Raw genomic sequence first — 10,642 nt, 5'->3', positions numbered from 1 at the left:
AAACCCCCCTCCCCCCCCCCCCCGACGGGGCCCCCCCCCCCCCCCCCCCCCTTGGGGTCCCCCCCCCCCCCCCCCCCCCCCCGCCCCCCGTCCGTTTAAGGTGAAGATCACCCGATACGGCGGAACGGACCCTGTAAAGTATGAGAAGCGTCAAGATGTGGCGCCTCACATCTCTTACGTGAGTCTCTGGGTGCGCCGGGAAGTCTGGTCGGCAACTGCATGTGTCATGCCGTCGACCGACCGGAGGTTTCCCCCGTGGCCACGCCCACACCCCGCCGCAAGCTCCTCGGGCGGCTCTCCCTCCCCGAGCGCCGCTTCGTCGCGGACGCGCTGCGCACCGAGACCGTCGGCGGCGTGCTGCTGCTGGTGGCCGCGATCGCCGCCCTCCTGTGGGCCAACATCCCCGCCGTCTCGGACGGCTTCGAGAGCGTCCGCTCCTTCCACTTGGGCCCCGCCTCCCTCGGCCTGGACCTCTCGCTCCAGCACTGGGCGGCCGACGGCCTGCTCGCGATCTTCTTCTTCGTCGCCGGCATCGAGCTCAAGCGCGAACTCGTCGCGGGCGACCTGCGCGACGCCAAGGCCGCCGCCCTTCCCGTCATCGCCGCCCTCTGCGGCATGGCCGTCCCCGCCCTGGTCTACTTCCTGGTCAACGCCTTCGGCGGCGGCACGACCGCCGGCTGGGCGGTCCCCACCGCCACCGACATCGCCTTCGCCCTCGCCGTCCTCGCGGTCATCGGCACCTCGCTGCCCTCCGCGCTGCGCGCCTTCCTGCTGACCCTGGCCGTGGTCGACGACCTCTTCGCCATCCTGATCATCGCGGTCTTCTTCACCGGCAGCATCGACTTCGCGGCGCTGGGCGGGGCCGTCGCCGGCCTGGTCCTCTTCTGGTTCCTGCTGCGCGCCGGCGTACGCGGCTGGTACGTCTACGTCCCGCTCGCCCTGGTCGTCTGGGGCCTGATGTACAACAGCGGCGTCCACGCCACCATCGCCGGCGTCGCCATGGGCCTGATGCTGCGCTGCACCCGCAGGGACGGGGAGGCGCACTCCCCCGGCGAGCACATCGAGCACCTCGTACGACCCCTGTCCGCCGGACTGGCCGTACCCCTCTTCGCCCTGTTCTCCGCCGGGGTTTCCCTTTCGGACGAGTCGATCGCCCAGGTCTTCACCCGCCCCGAGACCCTCGGCGTGGTCCTCGGCCTGGTCGTCGGCAAGACCGTCGGCATCTTCGGCGGCACCTGGCTGGCCGCCCGCTTCACCCGCGCCGAACTGAGCGAGGACCTCGCCTGGCCGGACGTGCTCGCCGTGGCCTCCCTCGCCGGCATCGGCTTCACCGTCTCCCTCCTGATCGGCGAACTCGCCTTCGCCGACGACCCCGTCCTCACCGACGAGGTCAAGGCCGCCGTCCTGTTCGGCTCGCTCATCGCCGCGATCGTCGCCGGCGTCATGCTCAAGCTGCGCAACCGCACGTACCGCGCCCTCACCGACGCGGAGGAGCGCGACGAGGACAGCGACGGGATCCCGGACATCTACGAGGAGGGCAACCCGGAGTACCACCTGCGGATGGCGCGGATCCACGAGGAGAAGGCCGCGGAACACCGCCGCCGCGCCGCCGCCACCGCCCTCGCCCCGGACCCGGAGCCGGGCGACGGCGCGGACGAAGCCACGGGCGGGTCCAGCGCCCGGGCCGACCGTCCGGCATGATCTGACTGACGACGGAGGACAGCCGCCGGCAGACGACGACAGAGGGAGACAGAGATGAGCGCAGTGGACCAAGGGGCTCCGGGGGCCGAGCGCACCCTCGGCCAGCTCGTCGCCGCGGCCACCGCCGAGATGTCCGCCCTGGTGCACGACGAGATCGCGCTCGCCAAGGTGGAGATCAAGCAGGACGTCAAGCGCGCGGGCATCGGCAGCGGCGCCGCGATCGCGGCGGGCGTGCTCGTGCTCTTCTCCCTCCCCGTACTGAGTTTCGCCGCGGCCTACGGCATCCACAACCTCGGTCTCGGGCTCGCCTGGTCCTTCCTCATCGTCGGCGGCGCGTTCTGGCTGCTGGCGGGCCTGGTCGGGCTGCTGGCGGTGGCCAAGTTCAAGAAGATCAAACCGCCGGTGAAGACGATGGACTCCGTCAAGCAGACCGCCGCGGTGGTGGGGACCGTCAAGCCGCATCCGCGGCCGGTGAGTGACCAGGCCCTGGGTGTGGCACGCTCGTCCTCATGACAGCCCCCTCGCCGGACTCCAGCACTGCGCCCACCGCTGCCACGGCGGTACGGATCGACCTGCCGGACGGCAGGGCGGTGACCCACCGGGACGTCGCCGCCAACGGCGCCCGGTTCCACGTCGCGGAGCTCGGCGACGGGCCGCTGGTCCTCCTGCTGCACGGCTTCCCGCAGTTCTGGTGGACCTGGCGGCACCAGCTGACCGCCCTCGCGGACGCCGGGTACCGCGCGGTCGCGATGGACCTGCGCGGGGTCGGCGGCAGCGACCGCACCCCGCGCGGCTACGACCCGGCGAACCTCGCGCTCGACATCACCGGGGTCGTACGGTCCCTCGGCGAGCCGGACGCCGCCCTCGTCGGACACGACCTGGGCGGCTACCTCGCCTGGACCGCCGCCGTGATGCGGCCCAAGCTGGTGCGCCGCCTGGTGGTCTCGTCCATGCCGCACCCGCGGCGCTGGCGCTCCGCCATGATGGGCGACTTCGGCCAGACCCGGGCGAGCTCCCACATCTGGGGCTTCCAGCGGCCGTTCATCCCCGAGCGGCAGCTGGTCGCGGACGACGGCGCCCTCGTGGGGCAGCTGATCCGCGAGTGGTCCGGGCCCCGGCTCCAGGAGGACGGCGCGGACGAGGAGGCGCTCGCCGTGTACCGGCGGGCGATGTGCATCCCGTCCACCGCCCACTGTTCGATCGAGCCCTACCGCTGGATGATGCGGTCGATGGCCCGGCCGGACGGCCTCCAGTTCTACCGCCGGATGAAGCGGCCCGTACGGGTGCCCACGCTGCACCTGCACGGATCGCTGGACCCGGTGATGCGGACCCGGAGCGCCGCCGGATCCGGGGAGTACGTCGAGGCCCCCTACCGCTGGCGGCTCTTCGACGGCCTCGGGCACTTCCCCCACGAGGAGGACCCGGCCGCCTTCTCCACGGAACTGGTCAACTGGCTCAAGGACCCGGAGCCCGACCGTCCCTGACGGAGCCTTGGCCCGTGGCCGGGGCTTTGGCCCGTGCCTGACGGACCGGTGACCGGTTCCTGACGGCCCCGCAGTTTATTCGTAGGACTGGCTTACGGTCCTTCAATTGCCCGGCGCATAGGCCAATTGGCCGCCCCGGACGGGGTTACCGACCTTGGAGGCCGGGCAGAGCTCGTTGTATGGGCTGGACGCACGACCACGGTGACACCGCACACGAACGCCGCTCGGCCACAGTGCCGGGCACGCACGACCGGGGGGCCGGCCGCGAAGGCCACGACCCCCGGCTCGGGATCCCGCGCATCCTGCGCCGCCGCGCCCGCTGGGTGTCGGCGCGATTGCGCCATCCACGGGTGTAGCGGCGCCGCCTCCCGCGGGCCCGGGCCGCCGGGCCCGGGAGCGCGGAGGCCGCAGCCGGTCGTCAGAGGGCGCAGCCCTGGGTGTCGACCCGCCGGTCGGCGATCCGGCCGACGCGGATGTCGTCCCGGATCTCGTCCGCCGTCAGGGCGTAGCCGGTGTTCGGGTCGTCGAGGGACTTCGCGAAGACGACCCCGTACACCCGGCCCTCGGGCGTGAGCAGCGGGCCGCCGGAGTTGCCCTGGCGCACGGTCGCGTACAGCGAGTAGACGTCGCGGCGGACGGTGCCCCGGTGGTAGATGTCCGGACCGTTGGCGTTGATCCGGCCGCGGACACGGGCCGCGCGCACGTCGTAGGCACCGTTCTCCGGGAAGCCGGCGACGATCGCGTCACTGCTGCTCGTCGCGTCCTTCTCGGTGAACTCCAGGGCCGGGGCACGCAGCTTGGGCACGTCCAGGACGGCGATGTCGCGCTCCCAGTCGTAGAGCACGACCTTGCCGTCGTAGAGCTTGCCCTCGCCGCCGACCTGCACGGTCGGCTCGACGACGCCGCCGACGACATGGGCGTTGGTCATCACCTTGCCGGGCACGAAGACGAAGCCGGTGCCCTCCAGGACCTTGCTGCAGCTGGGCGCGGTGCCGACGACCTTCACGATCGAGAGCTTGGCCTGCTGGGCCACCCCGCTGCGCACGAGCGCCGGGTCCGGCGGCTTCACCTCGGCGATGGGCTCGTTCGAGAACGGGCTGAAGACCTGCGGGAAGCCGTTCTGGGCGAGGGTGGAGCTGAAGTCCGAGAACCAGGTGTTCGCCTGGGCGGGCAGCACCCGCGACACGCCCAGCAGCACCTTGGAGTTGCGCACCTCCTTGCCCAGCGTGGGCAGCGAGGTCCCGGCCAGCGCGGAGCCGATCAGCCAGGCCACCAGCAGCATCGCGACGACGTTGACCAGGGCGCCGCCCGTCGCGTCGAGCGCGCGCGCCGGCGACCAGGTGATGTGCCGTCTGAGCCGGTTGCCCAGATGGGTGGTCAGCGCCTGGCCGATGGAGGCGCAGATGATGATGACCACGACGGCGATCACCACCACGGTGGTGGACACCTGGGTGCCGTTGTCCGTCACCCGGTCCCAGATCAGCGGCAGCAGGGACACGGCGATGAGGCCACCGCCCAGGAACCCGATCACCGACAGGATGCCGACGACGAAGCCCTGGCGGTAGCCGACGATCGCGAACCACACGGCCGCGAGCAGCAACAGGATGTCCAGCACGTTCACGAGGGTCACCGTCTCATGCGTGCCAGTCGAGCGGGACGTGACGTGAGCGGTCCCACGGTCGTTCCCATCCGGCGAAGTGCAGGATCCGGTCGATGACGCCGGCGGTGAAACCCCAGACCAGGGCCGATTCCACGGTGAAGGCGGGCCCCTGATGGCCCCTCGGGTGGACCACGGTGACCCGGTGGGCCGGGTCCGTGAGATCCGCCACGGGCACCGTGAAGACCCGGGCCGTCTCCGCGGGGTCCACCGGGCCGACCGGCGAGGGCTCGCGCCACCAGCCGAGCACCGGGGTCACGACGAACTCGCTGACCGGGATGTAGAGCCGGGGCAGGACGCCGAACAGCTGGACGCCGGACGGGTCCAGGCCGGTCTCCTCCTCGGCCTCGCGCAGCGCGGCGCGGAGCGGGCCGGTGGTGTGCGGGTCGCCGTCCTCCGGGTCCAGGGCGCCGCCGGGGAAGGAGGGCTGGCCCGCGTGCGAGCGGAGGGTGCCGGCGCGCTCCTGGAGCAGGATCTCGGGGCCGCGCGGGCCCTCCCCGAAGAGGATGAGCACGGCGGACTGGCGGCCCCGGCCGTCCTCGGGGGGCAGGAAGCGGCTGAGCTGCCGCGGCCGGACCGTCCGGGCCGCCTCGACCACGGGGTCGAGCCAGCCGGGCAGGCCGGCGGTCGTGAGCGCCAGGCCGTCGGCCCGGCGGCCGGCCTCGGCCGTGGTCTCGTCCTGCGTACCGCGCGTCATGGGCAACCCCTGTCCGTGTTCTCCCGCCCGCTGAACGCGGGCCGGGTGCCGATTCGTTCCACCGGGGGCGCGCGGCGGCCCGGCCGCGCTCTGCGGCGGCGCCCGCGCCCCGCTCAGGCCTCCGTACGGGCGCCCAGGGGCGCGGCCGGGAGGCCGGGGTAGTCCGGGGGCGGGGAGAGCCGCTGGCCCGGCTGACCGCCCTTCTCGTACTTCAGCAGCTTCTTCGCCTTCTCCGGGTCGGTCTCGCCCTCCCCGTAGGCCGGGCAGAGCGGGGCGATGGGGCAGGCTCCGCAGGCCGGCCTGCGGGCGTGGCAGATGCGGCGGCCGTGGAAGACGACGCGGTGCGAGAGCATCGTCCACTCGCTCTTGGGGAAGATCCCGCAGATCTCCGCCTCGACCTTCTCGGGGTCCTCCTGCTCGGTCCACTTGAAGCGGCGCACCAGCCGGCCGAAGTGGGTGTCGACGGTGATCCCGGGGACGCCGAAGGCGTTGCCGAGGACCACGTTCGCGGTCTTGCGGCCGACTCCCGGCAGCTTGACCAGGTCCTCTATGCGGCCCGGCACCTCGCCTCCGAAGTCGTCGCGCAGGGCCTGCGAGAGGCCGAGGAGGGACTTCGCCTTCGCCCGGAAGAACCCGGTCGGCCGAATGATCTCCTCCAGCTCCTCCGGCGCGGCCGCGGCCATGTCCTCGGGGGTCGGGTAGGCGGCGAAGAGGGCCGGGGTCGTCTGGTTCACGCGCAGGTCGGTGGTCTGCGCGGACAGGACGGTGGCGACCAGGAGCTCGAAGGGGTTGCGGAAGTCCAGCTCCGGGTGGGCGTACGGGTAGACCTCCGCGAGCTCGCGGTTGATGCGGCGGGCCCGGCGGATCATCGCGAGGCGGGACTCGGGCCTGGCGGCGGCCTTGGCGCCCTTCGCGGGCGAGGCCGTCTCCGTGCCTCTCGCGGGCGCGGCCGCCTCGGCGAGCTTCGCGGGCCGCGGTTTCTTGGCCGAAGCTTTGCCCTGGGGGGCAGGTCGGGCCTTTTCGGACGTCGCCGAGGGGGGTTGTTCGCCCACGGCTGAATTCTGGGCCGCCGTCACTCCCGCGGACCCCTTGGCCTGTGCTCTCACCGGCTTATTGGACACCCGGCCAGCCTAAGCCCGGCGGCTGACACCCCGCCCGGACCTCAGGTAACACCACCCCGATCGGCCTCTCGCCGCACAGCACGCCCGTCCGTCCGGCATCCTTGTGATTGATCGCACTGTTTGAGCCGTCCGGCAAAATGGGGAACGGTCCCCACTGGCCGGTCGACATAGGAGAGAGACTCGTGGACGACGTTCTGCGGCGCGCCCCGCTCTTCGCGGCGCTCGATGACGAGCAGGCCGCGGAGCTCCGCGCCTCCATGGGCGAGGTGACCCTCGCACGCGGCGACGCCCTGTTCCACGAGGGCGACCCCGGTGACCGGCTGTACGTGGTGACCGAGGGCAAGGTGAAGCTCCACCGCACCTCCCCCGACGGCCGCGAGAACATGCTGGCCGTTCTCGGCCCCGGCGAGCTGATCGGCGAGCTCTCGCTCTTCGACCCGGGCCCGCGCACCGCCACCGCCACCGCCCTGACCGAGGTCAAGCTCCTCGGCCTCGGCCACAGCGACCTCCAGCCCTGGCTGAACGCCCGGCCCGAGGTCGCCACCGCGCTCCTGCGCGCCGTCGCCCGGCGCCTGCGCAAGACCAACGACCAGATGTCCGACCTGGTCTTCTCCGACGTCCCGGGCCGTGTGGCCCGTGCGCTCCTCGACCTGTCGCGCCGCTTCGGCGTGCAGTCGGAGGAGGGCATCCACGTCGTCCACGACCTGACGCAGGAGGAGCTGGCCCAGCTCGTCGGCGCCTCCCGCGAGACCGTGAACAAGGCCCTCGCCGACTTCGCGGGCCGCGGCTGGCTGCGCCTGGAGGCGCGCGCCGTGATCCTCCTGGACGTGGAGCGGCTCGCCAAGCGCTCGCGCTGACCACGCTTCGCGGAGGGGCCCCGTCCGGGTGTCGGACGGGGCCCCTCCGCGCGTGCGCGGGGGCTCAAATGCGAGGCGCCCGGGCGGTGCGGCGGGCAGAGTGGGGATCATGGATCACCGAGGGCTGGACGCGTCCGGGTACTTCGAGCGGGAGGGGTCGCTCGGGCGGATTCAGCCCGCGTTCGCGGACCTCGTCGCCGCCGCGCGCGGCCGGCTCGTGGAGGCGTACGGGAACCGGCTGCACAGCGCCTACCTGTACGGTTCCGTGCCGCGCGGCACGGCCCGCCCCGGGCTCTCGGACCTCGACCTGCTGATCGCCCTGCACCGGGAGCCGGCCGCCGAGGACCGGGACACCGCAGAGGTGCTGGGCCGCGGCCTCGACCAGGACTTCCCGCAGATCGACGGGGTCGGCGTCCTGCTGTACGGCAAGGAGCGGCTGCTGAGCGAGCGGGAACGTTACGACCTGGGCTGGTTCCTGGCCTGTCTGTGCACCCCGCTGCTCGGGGCCGACCTCGCCGAGCACCTGCCCCGCTACCGGCCCGACGGCCTGCTCGCCCGCGAGACCAACGGCGACCTGGCCGCCCTGCTGCCCCGGTGGCGGGCCCGCTTCGAGGCGGCCTCGGAGCCGGCCGAGTTCCGCAGGATGAGCCGGTTCTTCTCCCGGCACCTGGTGCGGACCGCCTTCACGCTGGTCATGCCCGAGTGGGGCGGCTGGACGAGCGACCTCGCCGAGTCCGCCGAGGTCTTCGGCCGCTACTACCCGGAGCGGGCCGCGCAGCTGCGGGAGGCCGCCGCCGTGGCGCTGGACCCGGTCGAGGACCCGGCCGTCGTGCGCCGGTACCTCGACGACCTCGGGCCGTGGCTGGCGGCGGAGTACGGGGCCCGGCACGGCACGAAGGCCCCGCGCCCGGCGGCCTGACCGCCGGCCGGGGAACTCCCGCACGCCTGCGGGGCGGCCCTACCGGTCCTGCGGGGCCGGGTCCAGGGACTCGACGGCCTTCTTGGCCTCCGCCAGCCCCGCGCCGGTGATCTCCCGGTAGGTCTTGATCGCCGAGACGGTCCGCCCCTCGCGCATCAGCGCGCGCACCGCGTCCAGCCCGGCCGGCTCCGGTTCCTCGACGCCCAGGTGGTCCAGCACCAGCCCGAGCCGGCGCTCCAGCCGGTCGGCCCTGTCCTGCAGGGCGCGCATCCGCAGGTTCACCGTGGAGGTGATCCAGCCCGCCACGGCGAGCAGCGCCAGCAGCAGGTACAGCGTGTTCATTCGGGTCCCCCCGGGATCAGTCCGTGATCACGAAGGTACTCCAGCTGCGCGCGGACGGACCATTCCGCGGCCGGCCACAGGGAGCGGTCCACGTCGGCGTAGACGTGGGCGACGACGGCCTCCGGGGTGACCAGGCCGTCCTCCACCGCCGTCTCGACCTGGGCGAGCCGGTGGGCGCGGTGGGCCAGGTAGTACTCCACGGCCCCCTGGGCGTCCTCCAGGACCGGCCCGTGGCCCGGGAGCACGGTGTGCACCCCGTCGTCGACGGTGAGGGAGCGCAGCCGGCGCAGGGAGTCCAGGTAGTCGCCGAGGCGGCCGTCGGGGTGCGCGACGACGGTCGTGCCGCGGCCCAGGATGGTGTCGCCGGTCAGCACGGCCCGGTCGGCCGGCAGGTGGAAGCAGAGGGAGTCGGCGGTGTGCCCGGGCGTGGCCACGACGCGCAGCTCCAGCCCGCCGGTGCGGATCACGTTCCCCGCGGCCAGGCCCTCGTCGCCCAGGCGCAGCGCGGGGTCCAGGGCGCGCACCTTGGTGCCGGTCAGCTCGGCGAAGCGGCCGGCGCCCTCCGCGTGGTCGGGGTGGCCGTGGGTGAGCAGGGTGAGCGCGATCCGCTTGCCGGCCCGTTCGGCGGTGGCGATGACGGCGCGCAGGTGGGTCTCGTCGAGGGGGCCCGGGTCGATGACGACGGCGAGCTCGGAGTCGGGCTCGGAGACCAGCCAGGTGTTGGTGCCGTCCAGGGTCATCGCCGAGGCGTTGGGGGCCAGGACGTTGACCGCGCGGGCGGTGGCCGGTCCGGAGACGACCGTTCCGCGGGGCTGGCCGGGCAGGGCCGCTGCGTCGGTCATACGGGGCCTCCTCCGAGGGTGACGCGCTTGGTGAACTCGTCGTGGCCGGGCCAGCTGAGCACGACCACGCCGTCCTCCAGCGCGGCCTCGGCCAGGACGGGGGTGAGGTCCTGCGCGCCGGCCGCCGCGAGGGCGTCGGCGGCGGCCCCGTAAAGCTCCAGGGAGCGCAGGGTGGAGATGGTGGGCGGCATCATCAGCAGCTCGCCCGCGTCGTAGCCGGCGGCGGCGTCCTGGGGGCGGATCCACACGGTCCGGTCGGCCTCGGTGGAGGCGTTGCGGGTGCGCTGGCCCTCCGGGAGGGCGGCGACGAAGAACCAGGTGTCGTAGCGGCGCGGCTCGAACTCGGGGGTGATCCAGCGGGCCCAGGCCCCGAGCAGGTCGGAGCGCAGCAGCAGGCCGCGGCGGTCGAGGAACTCGGCGAAGGACAGCTCGCGGCCGACGAGGGCCTCTCGGTCGGCCTCCCAGTCGTCCCCGGTGGTGTCGCCGACGACGGTGTCGGGGGTCTTCCCGGCGAGCAGGACGCCCGCCTCCTCGAAGGTCTCGCGGACCGCGCCGCAGACGATCGCCTGGGCGGTGGCCGTGTCGGTGCCGAGGCGCGCCGCCCACGCCTCCTGGTCCGGGCCGGCCCAGCCGATGCGGTGGTCCTCGTCGCGGGGGTCGACCCCGCCGCCGGGGTAGGCGTAGGCACCGCCCGCGAACGCCATGGAGGCCCGGCGGCGCAGCATGTGCACGGCGGGGCCGGCGGGGGTGTCACGGAGCAGCATCACCGTGGCGGCGCGCCGGGGCTCCGCCGGGGTGAGGGCGCCTTCCGCGAGGGCGCGGATGCGGGCGGGCCACTCCGGGGGGTACCACTGGCCTCCGGCGGGGGGCTGCTCGGGCGAGGGCTGTCCGTGCTGACCATTCGGCATGGCCGGATGCTACGACCATCCGGCCCGATGTTCGAGGCCCCCTCGGCCGCCGTGCCCCCGGGGCCCGGACGGCCCGGGGGCCCACACGCCGACGGGGCCGGATTCCGCACGGCG

11 protein-coding genes are annotated in these 10,642 nt (G+C 73.6%); 5 read left to right on the top strand and 6 right to left on the bottom strand.

Annotated elements, in window-relative coordinates; all coding sequences use genetic code 11:
- Positions 1–219: 219 nt before the first annotated feature.
- The 3 genes from nhaA to ACZ5NJ_RS02390 are packed head-to-tail and all read left to right on the top strand — an operon-like array spanning position 220 to position 3,185.
- Positions 220–1,701 (top strand): Na+/H+ antiporter NhaA, encoded by a 1,482-nt coding sequence (gene nhaA, locus ACZ5NJ_RS02400; protein WP_468761796.1) that lies wholly within the window; start codon positions 220–222, stop codon positions 1,699–1,701.
- A 54-nt stretch (positions 1,702–1,755) separates the two neighbouring features.
- Positions 1,756–2,214, top strand: coding sequence for a phage holin family protein (locus ACZ5NJ_RS02395; protein ID WP_468761794.1), 459 nt, complete (start codon positions 1,756–1,758; stop codon positions 2,212–2,214).
- On the top strand, positions 2,211–3,185 hold the full coding sequence (locus ACZ5NJ_RS02390) for an alpha/beta fold hydrolase (RefSeq protein WP_468761792.1): 975 nt from the start codon (positions 2,211–2,213) through the stop codon (positions 3,183–3,185). The genes ACZ5NJ_RS02395 and ACZ5NJ_RS02390 overlap by 4 nt, the downstream gene beginning before the upstream one ends.
- 418 nt (positions 3,186–3,603) lie before the next feature.
- On the opposite strand, the gene ACZ5NJ_RS02385 is transcribed toward ACZ5NJ_RS02390, so the two are convergent.
- The 3 genes from ACZ5NJ_RS02385 to nth all read right to left on the bottom strand — a co-directional run bounded on the left by ACZ5NJ_RS02385 (position 3,604) and on the right by nth (position 6,591).
- The gene (locus ACZ5NJ_RS02385) at positions 3,604–4,806 is read right to left on the bottom strand and encodes a MarP family serine protease (protein WP_468762013.1); all 1,203 of its coding nucleotides are present in this window, start codon (positions 4,804–4,806) and stop codon (positions 3,604–3,606) included.
- A 13-nt stretch (positions 4,807–4,819) separates the two neighbouring features.
- Positions 4,820–5,539, bottom strand: coding sequence for an NUDIX hydrolase (locus ACZ5NJ_RS02380; RefSeq protein WP_468761790.1), 720 nt, complete (start codon positions 5,537–5,539; stop codon positions 4,820–4,822).
- A 113-nt stretch (positions 5,540–5,652) separates the two neighbouring features.
- Positions 5,653–6,591: an endonuclease III gene (gene nth / locus ACZ5NJ_RS02375; RefSeq protein ID WP_468761788.1), complete on the bottom strand. Its 939-nt coding sequence runs from the start codon at positions 6,589–6,591 to the stop codon at positions 5,653–5,655.
- Between the two features lie 251 nt (positions 6,592–6,842).
- On the opposite strand from nth, the gene ACZ5NJ_RS02370 reads away from it, so the two are divergent.
- Together ACZ5NJ_RS02370 and ACZ5NJ_RS02365 are read left to right on the top strand one after the other, a co-directional pair.
- The gene (locus ACZ5NJ_RS02370) at positions 6,843–7,517 is read left to right on the top strand and encodes a Crp/Fnr family transcriptional regulator (RefSeq protein WP_042811540.1); all 675 of its coding nucleotides are present in this window, start codon (positions 6,843–6,845) and stop codon (positions 7,515–7,517) included.
- Positions 7,518–7,626: 109 nt separating this feature from the next.
- Entirely contained in the window at positions 7,627–8,436 is an 810-nt protein-coding gene (locus tag ACZ5NJ_RS02365) for a nucleotidyltransferase domain-containing protein (protein WP_468761785.1), read from the top strand.
- 39 nt (positions 8,437–8,475) lie between these two features.
- On the opposite strand, the gene ACZ5NJ_RS02360 is transcribed toward ACZ5NJ_RS02365, so the two are convergent.
- The 3 genes from ACZ5NJ_RS02360 to ACZ5NJ_RS02350 are packed head-to-tail and all read right to left on the bottom strand — an operon-like array spanning position 8,476 to position 10,528.
- Positions 8,476–8,778 (bottom strand): ribosomal protein L7/L12, encoded by a 303-nt coding sequence (locus tag ACZ5NJ_RS02360; RefSeq protein WP_468761783.1) that lies wholly within the window; start codon positions 8,776–8,778, stop codon positions 8,476–8,478.
- Positions 8,775–9,620 carry an MBL fold metallo-hydrolase gene (locus tag ACZ5NJ_RS02355; protein ID WP_468761781.1) on the bottom strand — a complete coding sequence of 282 codons (846 nt, stop codon included), beginning with the start codon at positions 9,618–9,620 and terminating at the stop codon, positions 8,775–8,777. The genes ACZ5NJ_RS02360 and ACZ5NJ_RS02355 overlap by 4 nt, the downstream gene beginning before the upstream one ends.
- Positions 9,617–10,528, bottom strand: coding sequence for an NUDIX hydrolase (locus ACZ5NJ_RS02350; protein WP_468761779.1), 912 nt, complete (start codon positions 10,526–10,528; stop codon positions 9,617–9,619). Before ACZ5NJ_RS02350 ends, ACZ5NJ_RS02355 begins: the two co-directional genes overlap by 4 nt.
- Positions 10,529–10,642: the final 114 nt, after the last annotated feature.

It is taken from the genome of Streptomyces sp. NPDC032091 (assembly GCF_055580265.1).
Note: the sequence above shows the minus strand (reverse complement) of the source record. Positions and strands in the feature narration are given on the sequence as shown.

What these genes read in the sequence shown, in the direction of transcription:
- ACZ5NJ_RS02380 (WP_468761790.1), bottom strand. Translation starts at nt 5,539, where the DNA reads ATGACGCGCGGTACGCAGGACGAGACCACGGCCGAGGCCGGCCGCCGG.
- ACZ5NJ_RS02390 (WP_468761792.1), top strand. Translation starts at nt 2,211, where the DNA reads ATGACAGCCCCCTCGCCGGACTCCAGCACTGCGCCCACCGCTGCCACG.
- ACZ5NJ_RS02355 (WP_468761781.1), bottom strand. Translation starts at nt 9,620, where the DNA reads ATGACCGACGCAGCGGCCCTGCCCGGCCAGCCCCGCGGAACGGTCGTC.
- ACZ5NJ_RS02395 (WP_468761794.1), top strand. Translation starts at nt 1,756, where the DNA reads ATGAGCGCAGTGGACCAAGGGGCTCCGGGGGCCGAGCGCACCCTCGGC.
- ACZ5NJ_RS02365 (WP_468761785.1), top strand. Translation starts at nt 7,627, where the DNA reads ATGGATCACCGAGGGCTGGACGCGTCCGGGTACTTCGAGCGGGAGGGG.
- ACZ5NJ_RS02350 (WP_468761779.1), bottom strand. Translation starts at nt 10,528, where the DNA reads ATGCCGAATGGTCAGCACGGACAGCCCTCGCCCGAGCAGCCCCCCGCC.
- ACZ5NJ_RS02360 (WP_468761783.1), bottom strand. Translation starts at nt 8,778, where the DNA reads ATGAACACGCTGTACCTGCTGCTGGCGCTGCTCGCCGTGGCGGGCTGG.
- nhaA (WP_468761796.1), top strand. Translation starts at nt 220, where the DNA reads ATGTGTCATGCCGTCGACCGACCGGAGGTTTCCCCCGTGGCCACGCCC.